This is a genomic window from Methylobacterium phyllosphaerae, from assembly GCF_001936175.1.
In the GTDB taxonomy this organism is placed as follows: Bacteria; Pseudomonadota; Alphaproteobacteria; order Rhizobiales; family Beijerinckiaceae; genus Methylobacterium; species Methylobacterium fujisawaense.
The window spans coordinates 5,569,071-5,583,404 of sequence record NZ_CP015367.1; the positions used below are offsets into that span (position 1 = coordinate 5,569,071).

The 14,334-nt window shown below is 67.5% G+C and carries 13 protein-coding genes; 6 read left to right on the forward strand and 7 right to left on the reverse strand.

Annotated elements, in window-relative coordinates; genetic code table 11:
- Positions 1-152 precede the first annotated feature (152 nt).
- Together MCBMB27_RS25495 and MCBMB27_RS25500 are read right to left on the reverse strand one after the other, a co-directional pair.
- On the reverse strand, positions 153-1,538 hold the full coding sequence (locus tag MCBMB27_RS25495) for an efflux RND transporter periplasmic adaptor subunit (RefSeq protein ID WP_083683710.1): 1,386 nt from the start codon (positions 1,536-1,538) through the stop codon (positions 153-155).
- Positions 1,538-4,807, reverse strand: coding sequence for an efflux RND transporter permease subunit (locus MCBMB27_RS25500; RefSeq protein ID WP_075381569.1), 3,270 nt, complete (start codon positions 4,805-4,807; stop codon positions 1,538-1,540). The genes MCBMB27_RS25495 and MCBMB27_RS25500 overlap by 1 nt, the downstream gene beginning before the upstream one ends.
- 649 nt (positions 4,808-5,456) lie before the next feature.
- Here MCBMB27_RS25500 and MCBMB27_RS30415 point away from each other — a divergent pair.
- Positions 5,457-5,744 (forward strand): hypothetical protein, encoded by a 288-nt coding sequence (locus MCBMB27_RS30415; protein ID WP_043347621.1) that lies wholly within the window; start codon positions 5,457-5,459, stop codon positions 5,742-5,744.
- Positions 5,745-5,875: 131 nt separating this feature from the next.
- The gene (locus MCBMB27_RS25510) at positions 5,876-6,127 is read left to right on the forward strand and encodes a PilZ domain-containing protein (RefSeq protein ID WP_053608960.1); all 252 of its coding nucleotides are present in this window, start codon (positions 5,876-5,878) and stop codon (positions 6,125-6,127) included.
- Positions 6,128-6,295: 168 nt separating this feature from the next.
- On the opposite strand, the gene MCBMB27_RS25515 is transcribed toward MCBMB27_RS25510, so the two are convergent.
- Positions 6,296-7,585: a D-serine ammonia-lyase gene (locus tag MCBMB27_RS25515; protein WP_075381570.1), complete on the reverse strand. Its 1,290-nt coding sequence runs from the start codon at positions 7,583-7,585 to the stop codon at positions 6,296-6,298.
- A 681-nt stretch (positions 7,586-8,266) separates the two neighbouring features.
- On the opposite strand from MCBMB27_RS25515, the gene MCBMB27_RS25520 reads away from it, so the two are divergent.
- A complete protein-coding gene (locus tag MCBMB27_RS25520; RefSeq protein ID WP_075381571.1) occupies positions 8,267-8,455 on the forward strand; it encodes a hypothetical protein in 189 nt (62 codons plus the stop codon).
- Positions 8,456-8,612: 157 nt separating this feature from the next.
- Here MCBMB27_RS25520 and MCBMB27_RS30325 read toward each other — a convergent pair whose 3' ends face one another.
- From MCBMB27_RS30325 to MCBMB27_RS25535, 3 genes are all read right to left on the reverse strand, one after another.
- The gene (locus MCBMB27_RS30325) at positions 8,613-8,771 is read right to left on the reverse strand and encodes a hypothetical protein (RefSeq protein ID WP_167380424.1); all 159 of its coding nucleotides are present in this window, start codon (positions 8,769-8,771) and stop codon (positions 8,613-8,615) included.
- 396 nt (positions 8,772-9,167) lie between these two features.
- Complete coding sequence (locus MCBMB27_RS25525; RefSeq protein WP_043382283.1) at positions 9,168-9,662, reverse strand: HD domain-containing protein; 495 nt, start codon at positions 9,660-9,662, stop codon at positions 9,168-9,170.
- Positions 9,663-10,425: 763 nt separating this feature from the next.
- Positions 10,426-10,824: a PRC-barrel domain-containing protein gene (locus tag MCBMB27_RS25535; RefSeq protein WP_043382150.1), complete on the reverse strand. Its 399-nt coding sequence runs from the start codon at positions 10,822-10,824 to the stop codon at positions 10,426-10,428.
- Between the two features lie 276 nt (positions 10,825-11,100).
- Between MCBMB27_RS25535 and MCBMB27_RS25540 the strand changes: the two genes are divergently transcribed.
- Positions 11,101-11,988: a DMT family transporter gene (locus tag MCBMB27_RS25540; RefSeq protein WP_075381572.1), complete on the forward strand. Its 888-nt coding sequence runs from the start codon at positions 11,101-11,103 to the stop codon at positions 11,986-11,988.
- A gap of 17 nt (positions 11,989-12,005) precedes the next feature.
- Here MCBMB27_RS25540 and MCBMB27_RS25545 read toward each other — a convergent pair whose 3' ends face one another.
- Positions 12,006-12,923 carry a hypothetical protein gene (locus MCBMB27_RS25545; RefSeq protein WP_043755151.1) on the reverse strand — a complete coding sequence of 306 codons (918 nt, stop codon included), beginning with the start codon at positions 12,921-12,923 and terminating at the stop codon, positions 12,006-12,008.
- 153 nt (positions 12,924-13,076) lie between these two features.
- Here MCBMB27_RS25545 and MCBMB27_RS25550 point away from each other — a divergent pair, with 153 nt between their 5' ends.
- Positions 13,077-13,640 carry a nitroreductase family protein gene (locus MCBMB27_RS25550; protein WP_043349198.1) on the forward strand — a complete coding sequence of 188 codons (564 nt, stop codon included), beginning with the start codon at positions 13,077-13,079 and terminating at the stop codon, positions 13,638-13,640.
- A gap of 11 nt (positions 13,641-13,651) precedes the next feature.
- Positions 13,652-14,281 (forward strand): flavin reductase family protein, encoded by a 630-nt coding sequence (locus tag MCBMB27_RS25555; protein WP_043349196.1) that lies wholly within the window; start codon positions 13,652-13,654, stop codon positions 14,279-14,281.
- Positions 14,282-14,334 lie beyond the last annotated feature (53 nt).

Genomic DNA, 14,334 nt, shown 5'->3' on the forward strand with positions numbered 1-14,334 from the left:
TCGTCGGCTCTGCTTGGTCTCCCGCAGCTCGGAGGAGGTGCCGGAAATATCCTCTTCGGTTCCGGAGTCAAATGGGGACGGCTCGGGGCTATCGCTCTGCATCATCGGTTCGGCAAAGCTTACAGGGGAGCGCGGGATCTGAACCATGCGCCTCACTCCGCGCTCGCCTGCTCGGAGAGCTTGGCTGTGGGGATCCGGGAAGCGGTGGGGCCTTTCGGATTGACCCGGCCGCCTTCCCGGAGGTCGGCAGGCGGGTTGAGGACGACCATTTCACCGCTGCTAAGGCCGCTGCGCAGCTCGAGGCGGGTGCCGAGATCCCGCGCGATCGTGATCGGCCGGAGATGCACAATGTCGTCCGTGCCGACCACGGCGACCTGCGTTCCGCCTGCGTCGAAGATGAGCGCCTCGGACGGGATGACCACGCGCGGGTGCATGCGCGGGACCTCGAAGGTCACGGCGACGTAGAGGCCCGGTCGCAACGTTCCCTCCGGATTGGCGACGTCCACCTCGGTGTCGAGCGTCCGGACCGAGGATTGGAGGGCGACCGAGCTGCGCGACACCGTGCCCGCGAAGGTGCGATCCGGGATCTGCGCAACCTGAACGCGCGCCTTCACGCCATCATGGATGCCCACCGCCGCCGATTGCGGCACCTGCACGGTCACGCGCAGGACATCGATGCTGTCGATCGAAAAGAGCGGCGTCCCGCTGCCGGCATCGCCATGGACGAGGTCGCCGACGTCGACCTTGCGGGCGACGATGATGCCGTCGAAGGGCGCGACCACGTTCTCGAAGGTCGTCAGGGTGCGGAGCCGTTCGACGGTGGCCTGCTGCGCGGTGATGTTGGCCTCCGCGACCTTCACCTTCGCCTGCGCGGCGGCAAGGGAGGCCGTGGCCGTCAGCATGCCGGCGCGGGTCTGGTCGGCATTCTGCTTGGACGCCCAGCCCTGACCGGCCAGGGTCGCGGTGCGCGCGTCGGTGACGTTGGCGAGCGTCACGTTGGCTTTGGCCTGCTCCACGTCCGCCTGCGCCACCGCCAGTTGGGCCTTGAACTGACCGAGCTGGGCTTCCGCCTGCCGGGCCTGCTGATCCAGGTCCGGTGCGGCGATGCGGACGAGCAGATCGCCCTTCTTCACCCGCGAGCCGATATCGACCTTGCGTTCGGCGATGTAGCCGGTGGCACGGGCGAAGATATCGGCATGGTCGAACGCCTCGGTCTGCCCCGGCAGTGTCAGCCGCATGGGCCCGTCATCCACGGTCGCTGGGCCGGTGCGGACCGTAGGCACGAAGTCCACGGCCTCGGCCTGGGTCTCCAGCGACGCCTGATAGACGTCCCAATGGTGCCACGCGCCGAGCCCGAGGGCGCTGCCGAGGGCGAGGAACGCCACCAGGAAGGGCCGCTTGCGCGGCGGCGGTGGCGCGGCCTGGGCCAGGGTCTCCCCGGCCTCGTCCCGCCGCAGCGGATCGACCTCGAGCGCGTGCTGGTGCGCCCGCGCGGCAGGCTCGGCGCCGGCTTCGGGAGGGTCGGCGAAAACGGTCATCAATAATCCTCGAGGGGCTTGATCGGCTGACGCCGGAGCAGGGTGTAGAGGAGGGGGACGAACAGCAGCGTCGACACGGTTCCCATCCCGATCCCGCCCATCACCGCGCGGGCGAGGGCGGCGTTCTGCTCGGCGCCTTCGCCGGCGCCGATCGCCATGGGGATCAGGCCCAGGAACATGGCGGACGCTGTCATCAGCACAGGCCGCAGGCGGGTATGCCCGGCCATGAGGGCGGCCTCGCGGGCCGAGCAGCCGGTGGCTTCCCGATGCTCCTTGGCGAAGGTGACGAGCAGGATCGAGTTCGCGCTCGCGACGCCGACCGACATGATCGCCCCGAACAGGGCCGGGATCGAGAACGCCGTGCTGGTGATGAACAGGCTCATCACGATGCCGCAGAAGGCGAGCGGCAGCGCCGCGATGACCACGAAGGGATCGACCCAGGCCTGGTAGTTCAGGACGAGCAGCAGGTAGACCGCCACCAGGGCGATGCCGAGCCCGAGCTCGATCCGCGAGAACGCGCTCTCCATGCTCTCGATCTGGCCGCGGACCAGGATCCTGTCCGGCGCCGGGAGCTGAGCCTGTTCGTCGGCGACGATCCGGTCGACGGCGGTGCGCACGCTGCCGAGATCGGCGTTCTGGACGTTGGCGAGGATGTCGAGGGTCGGCTGCTGGTTGACGTGGTTGATGACCGTCTGCTCCGGCTGCCGCTGCATCGTGGCGATGTTCGACAGCAGGATCGGAATGCCCGGCTTGTCCTGCCCGTTCGCATGGACGGAGACCGGCGTATTCATCAGCTGATGAATATCGGCGTTGCGCCATTCCGGCGTCTGGACCCAGAGCTGATAGGGCATCCCGGACTTCGGATCGGCCCAGAAGTTCGGGCTGACCTGGAATGAGCCGGAGAGCGAGACGTTCAGATTCTGAGCGATGGATTGTTCGCTGACCCCCATTTCGGACGCCAGCCTCCGGTCGACATTCACGTACATCTGCGGCGCGTCGACGATCTGGTGCAGGTGGACATCGACCGCGCCTCGGACCGCCGCGATGCGGCGGACGAGATCCCGCGCCACGGCCAAGTCCTTGTCGTCGTGACGTCCGGACACTTGAACGTCGATCTGGGCGACGGTTCCGAAGTTGAGGATCTGCGTGATGATGTCGGAGGGCTGGAAGTAGAAGATATCGTCCGGGAAGGCCTCGTGCAGAACCTTGCGCAGGCGCTTTTCATAGAAGGAAATCGGCTTGTGCTCGCCCTTCAAGTTGATCAGCATCTGCCCGTCGTTGTAGGCGACGAAGGAGGCGTCCATGAACGCGAAATTGTAGTTCGATGCCGGTAGGCCGATATTGTCGAGGATGAGTCCGAGTTCGTCCTTCGGGACGACCTGCCTGACGACGTCCTCGACCTGCGCGAAGGTCTTTTCCGCCTGCTCGATCCGCTCGCCGGGCCGCGTGCGGATGTGCAGCGTCATCTGGCTGGATTCGATCTGCGGGAAATAATCCTGCCCGACGAAGGGAAAGATCGCCGCGGTCACCGCGAAGACGGCCATCACGCCGACCAGGGCGCGGGCCGGGTGGCTGATCACGGCGGAGAGCAGTCCAACATAGCCGGCGTGGAACCGCGCGAAGCCCCGCTCGAAGGCCGCCCGGAAGGCGAGGGCGCCGCGCACCGGATACCGCAACGCCCAGACGAGCGGCCGCACCGCGAAGCCGAGCACGCGCCCGAGGACCGAGCGGCGCCGGGGCGCCGCGGATTCTTCGGGCCCCGCCTCCGACCCGCCGTGATGCTGCGCGTATTCCGGGGCGACGAGGACGTCGATCAGGATCGCCACCAGCGTCCGAGACAGCAGGTACGAGGTCAGCATCGCGAAGACCACCGCCTCGGCCTGCGGGACGAAGAGGTAGCGGGGCGCATCGGTGAGGAAGAAGACCGCCGAGAAGGCCGAGCAGATGGCCAGCGTCGAGATCAGGGCCGGCTTGGCGATGCCGGCGACGCCCTCGACCACGGAGCGCCTGAACGAGAAGCCCTCCTCGAACATCCGGTAGGTGTTCTCGATCGCCACGGTGGCATCGTCCACCAGGATACCCACCGCCAGGGCGAGGCCGCCCAGGGTCATCACGTTGATGGTCTGGCCCAGGGCGACCAGGATCGACAGAGAGGTGAGGATGCAGAGGGGAATCGAGACGAGCACCACGATGGTCGAGCGCCACGACCCCAGGAACAGCAGGATCGCGAGGCCTGTGAGGCCGGCCGCGATCACCGCTTCGCGCACCACGTCGGAGATGGCGTCCGAGACAAAGACCGACTGATCAAACAGCGGCGTGATCGTCATGCCCTTCGGCGCGGCCGCGTGGATGTCGGGCAGGGCGCCCTTGACGGCGTTCACGACGTCCAGGGTCGAGGCCGCGCCGTTCTTGAGGACCTGCAGCAGGACCGAATGGTGCCCATCCGCGCGGACGATGTTGATCTGCGGCGGCGAACCGTCCCGGACATGGGCGACATCGCGCAGCAGAACCGGCTGGTTGTTCTCGACTTTGATGGGAATGCGGTTGAGCTGATCGACCAGCTGCGGACTCGAATTCAGGCGCACGGTGTATTGCTGCGTCCCGATCTTCGCGAGCCCGGAGGGCACCACGAGGTTCTGCTTGAGGACCGCGTTCAGGACATCGAGCGGCGTCATGCCGATCGCGCGCAGCTTGGCGGGATCGAGGTCGACCATGACCTGACGCGGTGCGCCGCCATAGGGCGACGGCAGCGTGGAGCCCGGCACCTCGGCGAGCCGCCGGCGGGTCCGGTACTGCGCGTAGTCGAAAACCTTGGTGAGCGGCAGCTTGGATGACGACAGCGCCATCTGGATGACCGGCACCGAGGAGGCGGAGAAGCGCATGATGACCGGGGGCTGCACGCCCGGCGGCATGCGCGAGCGGATCGCGTTCATGGCCGAGTCGACCTGGGTCATTGCCAGATCGATGCTGACCGCCGAATCGAAGTAGATCCGCTCGGTCACGGTGCCCTGGATCGAGGTCGATTCGATCCGCCTGATGTTGTTCACGTTACTCGACAGCGAAAACTCGCTGTAATTCGTGATCCGCTGGACCATGTCGGTGGCATCGAGGCCGTTGTAGGTCCACACCACGACCACAACCGGTATGTCGACGGCGGGCAGGACGTCCTTGGGGGCCACGGCAATGGAGCCGACGCCGGCGAGGAACATCAGGACGGCAAGAACATAGAAGCTCTTGCGAAACTTCAGGGCGAACCGGACGAGTTCCATGTGACCTGTCGGATCTTCCATCACGATCCGGCTCGCGTCCCGGGCGGCCGGGCCGCGGGAACATCGAGCAGATCATGCCTCGTTTTCAGAGAGAACACAGGGCGAATGCCCGGCGCGGAAGAGATATAGCTATCGCCGAAACACTCTTCGAATGAATTCGACACGACAATCTAAAGCGGATTTCAAGAAATTAAAAACGCCCGAGCTCTCTTAAGGATCGCCGGGCTCCATACCGGCGATGTGCTGCGGCACCGGACGCCGATGGCGGCGCGCCGGTCGAAAATTAAAAGGTATTTTGGAAAAAAATTGAATTTTTACTGCCAGAAGACTTATTTAATTGCGTCTCTTGCACATCCTGCACGATCATTCTGGCGCCGCTCCGACCGATCCGGTGCCATTGCCGCGTATCGCGGGGCTGCCCGTGCCACGCGACCCGGGGTGCCGGGGTGGCTCCGATGTCTCGCGTGATCGAACCGCAGAACCTCGTTTCGGCCGGGTTGCGGCCTGTGCGCTCACCCCGTGCCATGGCGGCGAGCGAATCTCTCGGACACCTGAGCGGCCCCCGTCACCGCCGCTCCGGGGCGGGATGAAGACGCCGATCGATCGGCGTCTGTGCTGATGATGTCAGGCTCGACGAGGAGTTAAGCCGGTGGTCGGACGATACCTGGGGCTCCTCATCCTGGCCTTGACGCTGCTGCGCTTGGTCGGGTCCGCGCGTGCGGAGAGCGAGATGGCGGCAGGGGGCGCGTTCATGAGCAGCTACACGTCGGATCCCTATTTCGATCCGCGGTCGCGATATTCTCAAGTGCATTCAGCCGGAGACATCCGCGGTCAGCCGATGTTGGCGGAACCCGGCGATGCGCCGGCGCCGTGCAGGCTCTTCGACAAGGCGTGCGCGGATGCCTTCGAACGCGCACGCCGGCACGCCTATCCTTAGACTTCTGCGTGCGTGAGGTCGGCGGCGGGCCGCAGCCGTCATGGCAGGCCCATTCCGGCAATTCGAATGAATCCGTGAAGACCTTTTTGAGCCCTCGCCACTAGCTTGACCCTGTTTGGGGTCGAGCTGTCATGATCAAAGAGCGAAGCGCCCGGCGCGTATCAGTCAACTTGCACGGACGCATCGCGGTCGCGGGTCACCCGACGATACCCTGTGTGGTCCATGACATGTCCCGCTGGGGCGTGCGCCTTCGGCTGGTCGGCACGGAGCGGGTCCCCGCTGAATTCCAGCTGACGATCGACGCCACCGAGAAGGTGATCGGTTGCGAGACGGTCTGGAAGAATGACGACGAGATCGGGGCCCTGACCGATCTGATGGAATGATCGTCGCGTCTCGGGAGCGCGGCGAGGCGGCGGGCCGCGTCCCAGTGGCGGACGCTGTCTACCTCGCGGCACCCTGGTCGGGGACGGAGAGCGTATCCACCCGGCACTGATCGTCGAGCCCTGTTCGAAGGGGCGCGCGACGTCGGCATCCGCCCCGGGGAAGGCCCCTCAGCCGCGGGCGAGCGCCGCCTCGAACTCCTCGGCCGGGAGATGCGCACCACCGGTCGTCCAGATGACGTGGGTTGCGGCGGCGCGCGTCTCCGCCGGGATGATCTGTGCAAAACGTCCCGCCGCCGCGAAGCCGGCCGCCGCGGAAGGCTCCAGGCGGATACCCGCCTCCGTCCAGAGGATCTTGAGCCAACGATACAACGCATCGTCGGGGACCGTGACCACGGCCCGGACAAGCTTCTCGAGGGTGCGAGCGACCAGCATGGACGCGGAGGCGACCGCCAGCCCGTCGGCGGCGGTGCGATTGTCGAGACCGACATCGTAGACGCTCACCGGCCGTTCGAGCCCCGCCGCGAGCTGAACCAGCATGCAGGGCGACGCCACGGGCTCGACGAAGACCGGATGCACGGAATCACCGAACAGCAGCTTCAGGCCGAAGGCGACACCACCCGGCGCGCCTCCGACGCCACAGGGCAGATGGACGAACAGGGGATGGGCCGGTCCAACCGGGATCCCGGCTGCAGCGAGCTGCCGCTCCAGGTCGAGGGCCGCGGCCGCATAGCCCAGGAACAGCTCGACCGAATCCTCGTCGTCGACGAAATGCGCGTCGCCGCGTCCGGAATAAGCGTTGCGCGCCGCCGCGACCGCCGCACCGTAATCGCCGCGATGCTCGACCACGCGGGCGCCGAGTTCCCGCAAGCGTTCCTTCTTCCAGGCCTTGGCATCGTGCGACATGTGAACTTCCACCGCGAAGCCGAGCGCCCGTCCCATCAGTCCGACACTGAAGCCGAGATTGCCGGTGCTGCCGACCGCGATGATGTGACGGCCAAACAGGTCGCGAAATTCCGGGTCCGCGAAGGCCGCATAGGATCGGCTCTCGGCGAGAAGTCCGGCCTGCGCGGCCAGCGCCTCGGCGTAGGCCAGGACCTCGTAGACGCCGCCGCGTGCCTTGATGCAGCCCGTCACCGGCAATGCATGGTCCGCCTTGACCAGCACACGGCCCCCCGCTCCACACAGGATGGTGTCGGACAAGCCGGCCGCCAGCGGGATCAGCGGCGAATCGATCCGGCCTGACACCTCCTGCGGGAAGAGGCGCGTCAGCAACGGTGCGAAGCGCTGCCAGCGTGCCACCGCACCGTCGACGTCGGTTCTGCCCAGCGCCAGATCCGGGAGGACGGACGCACTGTCGGCCACCGCCGGGTTGATCCAGATCGCCGGACAGGCCTGCATGACCGCGACGGGGATGCGGCCGACCCAGGGGCTGTTCTGCATCTCGACGATCCCTGCCATGGCGTTTTGGATCCCGTTCGCTTCGGGCCGGTCCGACCTGCGCGAGGGTCGGTGACGCGGCCGCGTGTCTCCGCCCGGACTGCTTATCAGAGCCACCTGCCGTTCGGCATGCCCATCAGGCGCATGGTGGGTCTGGCTGGCGATCCGTTCGTCCTTTGCGCCCTCGTCGGGGCTGGCGCTGTCGCGGTGGCGGACATCCTGAGAAGGTCACCCAGACGCCGTCGCAGGGGGAGGCTTGTGTAGGAGGGAGACGATCCCGACGGACGGGAACGCCACGCCGGCCCTCTGAACCGCGCCGTCGATGCCGTCGGCGATCGTTCCGGCCCCGCGACGCTCCCGACGGGACTGCCGCTCCCCTGAGCCGCGCGACGGTCACGCGATCCGTTTTCGGGTGTGCGGGAGCACTTCGGCCCGCAAAGCTTGAGCTTACATCGGGATCACACCGCGAAGACAGTCGCGGATCCGATGGAGACTTCCAATGACCCTCACTGCGCGTCTCACCCTTGCCGCCGCCGCCGCCCTCGCAACCATCGCGGTCCTGGCCGGAACCTACGTCGAAGTCCTCGATCGTGCCCTGCCGATGCACTTCGTCTGAGCATGCAGATGCGAACCGAATGAGCGCCGCATCCCGGGTCGACGCCGGTAAGCGGCGTCGTCCCGGGATGCGGCGGGAGGAGACCGATGCGCCAGATCCTGTGGTCCGTATTCGACCGCGCGCTTTGGGCTGCCGATACGCTCGATGACATCCTCGTCCAAGCCGCCCTGAGCTTCGGCGCAGTCGCCCCGTTCGTGGCTGAGCCTTCCGGCGATCCTACCTTAACCACCGCCTCCGGCTCGGAGGGCTCCGCGGCCACATCGGACCGGGCATGACCGCAGATGTCTCGGACCGTCCATCGATCGGCCCCGTTACGATCGCGGGCTGCCGGCGCGCGTACGCGCCGCCGCAATGAACGCCGGTTCGGCGCAAGAGGCGCCTTAGGACGAAGGCTTTGAGCCGCTCCTGATCGCGAGGCGATCGGGAACGGTTCTAGCGCTTCGACGGGTTCGGTGCGGATTGATCGGTCTGCGGTTCCATCTTCGTGGCGTCGGGTTTCGTCGGTGTATTGTTCTGCGCCTGTTTGTCGTCGCAGGCCGCGAGGCCGATCAGCATGAATCCTACCAGCGAGAGACGACTGATCGACGGCATGGAATCTCCTTCTTGCAAATGCATGGAATGGGGCCGACAGCGTTCGGCGTTAGTGCCTGCGGAAGGCGCTGGCCCGGAGCCTGCGTCGTTCGGACCGGTGCTCCCGCCGCGTTGCGTCGGCGACGTCCACCGCGGCCAAAGCAGAGGGCAGCACCCGCAACCGATGCAATCCGGGGGACATTCATCAGTTCCGATTTGATCTCCCTCAGATGCCAGACGGTGCCGCCGGCAGCCCAGGTGCCGGGAAGCGCACCCCGACCGGCGAAGGCCAAGCCCGGCAGCCGGGACCTCACCCTTCAGCTTTCCGTCCACTCTGGGCGGCGGATCGCGGCGTCGCCGTTCAGCGGCACGGAGATGTCGGAAGCGGATCACAACGCGACCCGTTTGCCCCCGGCCTCAGCGCCCTGTGTATCCCACCACCGCCGCAGCCGACTTCAGACGCGCGAAGGCGTCGGCGTAGCGCTCGCGCAGGAAGGCGGCATCGGGCGGTATCCGAGAGGGACGAAGATTGTCCTCCGTATCGGACATCTTGATCAGCAGTGCCGCGAGATCACCCGATGCGATCAGGGCCGCAATCCGTTCCGAATAGGCGATCCGGCTGGCGGGCTTCGTGAGAAGCGTGACCGTTCTGATAATATCCGCCTCGAAACCGGCCGCCTGAAGATCTGTCGTCGTGCGTGACGTGTCCTCCAGCACATCGTGCAGGAGCGCCGCCTGCATCACTCGCATCGGGTCAATGTCGAGTCCGTCGCTGAGTCGGGCGTGACCGGCTCGGGCCAGGGCCGCGTTCGCAACGCGCTCCAGGTGCCGCATGCAGGGCTCGCCACACTTGTCGAGCTGACCGGCATGCGCGGTAAGGGCGAAGGTATGGGCATCGAAGATCGTCGGCACGCTGCCCTCTTGCGGCATCCACCGGACCGGATTGCCGTCGCTCCGGCTCCCAGCTCCGTGAAGTCCTTAACGCGCTGGGGTGTTCCCGACCGGCCCGCGTCAAAGAAGGCCGTGTCTTACCCGGGCCGTCGAAGCCGAGACGGTGCGGGTCCGGAAAATATCACGGATGCGCAGTCTTCGCGCGTCGGCCGAAAGTTATGACCGTTTGGACTATTGCCCAGCTCCTCGGAACTCGCCATCTCTTGTCTCTGTTCGGACAAGCGGCGAGTCGCACTTCAGGATTGAGCCCATGGCGTCCGTGACACTGGAGAAGCCGCTCGATGTCGGTGGGCCGCTCAGCCGGCGCGCCGCGGCTCTGGCCAACGTCCGATGGTTCCGTGCCCTGGCATGGCGGGCCCTTCGCGATGGAGGCCCGCGCGCCGAGTTGCGCGCCGCCAACGCACGGGCCGCCGCCCGGATCGTGCTTCGTCAGGCCAAACGCGACGCTTTGGTCGCCTGCTTGGCGCGTCAGGCTCTTGAAAGCCCCGGTGAACCGCTTCACCGAGCGCCTGATCGCCCCTCCCAGGGCGACACCGTCGCACCGTCGCGATAGCCTGTCACTCCGCCTCGTGCGGTCGGGATAGGAAGCACTGTCGTCGATCGTGTCATGGCGGCCCGGCGCTGCGTTATGCCTCGGCCGCCACGACGGGTCCCGCGATCGTTCCACCGCGAGACCCGAATGGTCGGCCGGGCGCTCTGCCCGGCCTCGTCTGAGATCTGGATCTCAGCGCTTGAACTTGCCGTCGTACTTGAATTCCGGCGCAGCCTTGAGCTGATCCTTGGAGGCTCCGATGACGGCCTTCCACTTCTTCGCGTCGGCGTCGTAGCCGATGGCGATCGAGCTCGGCGAAACCGCCACGTAGTGCTCGCCCATGCCGAGGAAGCCGCCCACCGAGACGATGTAGCCGACAAGCTTGTCGTGATTGATGGCCAGATCCTTGATCTCGCCCACCGTGTTGTTCTGCGCGTCGGTGACGTTGAGACCGATCAGGTTGTAGCTGAGCACGGCGTCCTGCGGGACAGCCTCGAATTTCGGCGCCACCGTCGCGGGCGCCTCGTTGGCGGCGAAGGCGGGACCGGCGAGTGTGGCGGCGGCGAGGGCTGTAAGGACGAGGCGGCGCATGAATAACTCCAGTGTCCCGGTATGGGTGGCTGGAAATGGACGATGACGCCGCATCGTTCCGCCCCCGCACGGAAATGTTAATGCGCGGAACATGGAGCCCTCGCGAGGTGCCCGCGCGGTCCGCGGATACCTGGTCGTGAGTCGCCCGTCGAACCCCTTGCGCAACTGTACTGACGCGTGACCGGGACAGAATGCCCGGCGGCGGCGGGATCGTTCCTGGCCCACCGGTGCCCGTCGCGGCAAGCGAAGGCCGACGTGGGTTTGCGGGAGACATGCATGGCAGACGCCTCGCTCGATCGGGCGCGGAGGTCGGCACCGGGCGCCTGGATGGATGGTCTCGTCGGGATCACCATCTTCAGCGCCTCGCTGGTCGCGACCCGGCTCGCCCTGACCGGCATGGACGCCCTGTTCCTCAGTGCGGCACGGGCGGCGCTCGCCGGCCTCGCCGGTGCGGCGGCCCTTCTGGCCCTGCGCCAAGCGCGCCCGCGCCGGGCCGACGTTCCGGCGCTCGCCATCGTGGCCGCGGGGGTCGTGGTCGGGTTTCCGCTGCTTACCGCCCTGGCCTTGCAGACCGTCGGTGCCGCGCATGGAACGGTGTTCCTCGGCCTGCTGCCCCTGGTCACCGCGCTGTTCGGTGCGCTGCGCTCGGGCGAACGGCCATCGCCCGTCTTCTGGTTGTTTTCGCTCACCGGTGCGCTCGTCACGGTCGCCTTCGCCGCGCGCGGCCTCGATGGACCGCCCGGTCCCGGGGATGGTTTCATGCTCGCGGCGATCGTGCTCTGCGGGCTCGGCTACGCCGAAGGCGGCGTCCTGGCGCGCCGGCTCGGCGGATGGCAGGTGATCGCCTGGGCCACGGTCCTGTCTCTGCCGGTGAGCGTGCCGCTGGCCCTGGCCCTCTGTCCGGCCGAGCCCGGGGCGATCCCGCTGCCGGCCTGGGCGGGCCTCGCCTACGTGGCGCTGTTCAGCATGCTGATCGGCTTCGTGTTCTGGTATCGGGCCCTGGCGCGCGGCGGCATCGCGGCGGTCGGCCAGCTCCAGTTGCTGCAGCCGTTCCTGGGCCTCGGCGTCGCCGCGCTGGTCCTCGGCGAGCGGATCGAGCCCGCCATGATCGGCGCCGCTCTGGCCGTGGCCGCCTGCGTAGCCCTGGCCCGGCGCTTCGCCTGAAAGCCGATCCGGCGCTCTCAGCCCGACTTGGCCACGACCTCGATGTCGCGGTCGAGGCCGCTCTCGACCTTGAATTCCCGCGTGTAGACCTGCCCGTCATGGCGCGCGATCAGGACGTAATCGCCCTCGGCGAGGGTCACCTGCGGGAACGCCCCGATGGCCTCGCGGATCGTGTCGCCGCCGGGGGTGAGAACCGAGAAGGCGGTGCCCGCGAAGGCCTCGGCCCCGGGAGCGGCCACGAGTTTCAGCGTGACGGTGGCGGCGCGGTGGTTGAGGGTCGCTTCCGTCACCTTGCCGTTCTCGACCCGGAGGTCTGCGCGCTGAATCGCGTTCGACTCACCATAGGTCGAGACCACGTGATACGTGCCCTCGGGAAGGCGCAGCAATTCGCCGGTCTTGATCCCGGAGCGGACGAGGCGGCCCTCGGAATTGGTCCCCACCGGCACGAAGACCGAGAACATCACTTGGCCGGGCGGGATCTTCTGGTCACCCACGGCGCCCGCAAGCTTCAGGGCGCCGGCGGCCACCCGCAGCGTATCGGTGGTCGGCTGGCCACCCATCACGAGCCGCTTCGAGGCGCTGGCGAAACCGTAGGTCACGGTCGCCACATAGGTGCCCGGGGCGAGGTTGAAATGCGGCTCCGCCTCGTTGGAACGGGCGACGATCGCGGGGCGGGTGCCGTCGCCCCGGTCCTCGTAGATGCGCCATGCCAGCCCCTGGCGCAGGGGTGTGCCCGGCCCGGACAGAAGCGCCGACAGGGACAGCTGCGCCTCCGGCTCGGCCGCCGGCAGGGATGGCGGCAGGTTCGGCGTGGTGATCGACGGCGAGGGGAGGGCGCCGCCGAGCCGGTTCTGGAACGGGTCCTGCTGGGCGGATGCGGGCAGCAGGCCGGCAGCGAGAATCGCCAGCGCCGTCGCGGCAAGCCTCATGCGCATCGGTTGGCCTCTCTCAACCCTTTGCCCCAGCTCGGACGCCGGATCGTCCGGGGCTGCCTGTGCCTCCGGACCATGGCGGTGGCAAGGCCGCACTTCCACCGGAGGCCCGCGCATGCCACATCCCCCACGGGACGCGATACCGGGACGGAGCGCATGACCGCCACCCTCGATCTGCTGAAGACCCGACGTTCGGTGCCGCCGCCGCTGCTGGACGAGCCGGGCCCGGATCGCGCGCAGCTGGAGGCAATCCTGACCGCGGCCTCCCGCGTGCCCGACCACGGCAAGCTCGCGCCCTGGCGCTTCATCGTGATCGGTGGGGAGGCGCGGTCGCGGGCGGGCGAGATCATTGCGTCGACCTTCGCGGCGGACAATCCGGACGCCTCGCCGGAGCGGCTCGCGCAGGAGCGGGCGCGCCTGACCCACGCGCCGGTGGTCGTCGCGGTGGTCTCGCGAGCTGGGCCGCATGTGAAGATCCCGGAATGGGAGCAGGTGCTCTCCGCCGGTGCCGCCACCATGAACCTCGTGATCGCGGCGAATGCCGCCGGTTTCGCGACCTCCTGGCTGACGGAATGGTTCGCCTACGACCGTCGCGTCCTCGACGCACTGGGCTTGGCGCCGACCGAGAAACTGGCGGGCTTCGTCCATATCGGCCGGGCGCGCGAGGTGCCCTCCGACCGGCCGCGGCCGGCGCTCGACGACATCGTCACCTACCTCTGAAGGGACCGGCCGTGCATTACGATCTCGCGCTGCCTCGGGAGGCGCGCGCCCTCCCGCACAATCCGCTCAAGGCCATCGTCGCGCCCCGGCCGATCGGCTGGATCAGCGCCATGAACCGTGCGGGCGCGGTGAACCTCGCGCCCTACTCGTTCTTCAACGCCGTGGCCGACAACATGGTCGCGTTCTCCTCCACGGGCCGCAAGGACGCGATGACCTTCGCCGAGGAGGGGCAGGAATTCGTCTGCAGTCTCGCGACCTGGGATCTGCGCGACGGGATGAACGATTCCTCGGCGCCGCTGCCGCGCGGAACGAGCGAGTTCGCCTTCGCCAAGCTGGAGACCGCGCCCTCGCATAAGGTTCGCCCACCGCGGGTGGCCGCCTCGCCGGCGGCGTTGGAATGCCGCTGGTTGCAGACCGTGCCGCTGGTCCCCCTCGAGGGCGGCGAGGCCGAGAATTTCCTGGTGATCGGCCAAGTCGTGTCGATCTATATCGATCCACGCTACGTGGTCGACGGCATGGTCGATACGGCGGCAATGCATCCGATCATGCGTGGCGGATACTTCGACTACTTCCACGTCACGGCCGACACCCGATTCCAGATGCGCCGGCCGAAGGGCGCCGGGGAGTTCACCGGGTCCTGAAACAGGATCGGGCCGCGCACCGTCGATTGAGGACTTGTTTACCATAGCGGGCG

What these genes read in the sequence shown, in the direction of transcription:
- MCBMB27_RS25495 (WP_083683710.1), bottom strand. Translation starts at nt 1,538, where the DNA reads ATGACCGTTTTCGCCGACCCTCCCGAAGCCGGCGCCGAGCCTGCCGCG.
- MCBMB27_RS25500 (WP_075381569.1), bottom strand. Translation starts at nt 4,807, where the DNA reads ATGGAACTCGTCCGGTTCGCCCTGAAGTTTCGCAAGAGCTTCTATGTT.
- MCBMB27_RS25510 (WP_053608960.1), top strand. Translation starts at nt 5,876, where the DNA reads ATGATCAAAGAGCGAAGCGCCCGGCGCGTATCAGTCAACTTGCACGGA.
- MCBMB27_RS25515 (WP_075381570.1), bottom strand. Translation starts at nt 7,585, where the DNA reads ATGGCAGGGATCGTCGAGATGCAGAACAGCCCCTGGGTCGGCCGCATC.
- MCBMB27_RS25520 (WP_075381571.1), top strand. Translation starts at nt 8,267, where the DNA reads ATGCGCCAGATCCTGTGGTCCGTATTCGACCGCGCGCTTTGGGCTGCC.
- MCBMB27_RS30325 (WP_167380424.1), bottom strand. Translation starts at nt 8,771, where the DNA reads ATGCCGTCGATCAGTCGTCTCTCGCTGGTAGGATTCATGCTGATCGGC.
- MCBMB27_RS25535 (WP_043382150.1), bottom strand. Translation starts at nt 10,824, where the DNA reads ATGCGCCGCCTCGTCCTTACAGCCCTCGCCGCCGCCACACTCGCCGGT.
- MCBMB27_RS25540 (WP_075381572.1), top strand. Translation starts at nt 11,101, where the DNA reads ATGGCAGACGCCTCGCTCGATCGGGCGCGGAGGTCGGCACCGGGCGCC.
- MCBMB27_RS25545 (WP_043755151.1), bottom strand. Translation starts at nt 12,923, where the DNA reads ATGCGCATGAGGCTTGCCGCGACGGCGCTGGCGATTCTCGCTGCCGGC.
- MCBMB27_RS25550 (WP_043349198.1), top strand. Translation starts at nt 13,077, where the DNA reads ATGACCGCCACCCTCGATCTGCTGAAGACCCGACGTTCGGTGCCGCCG.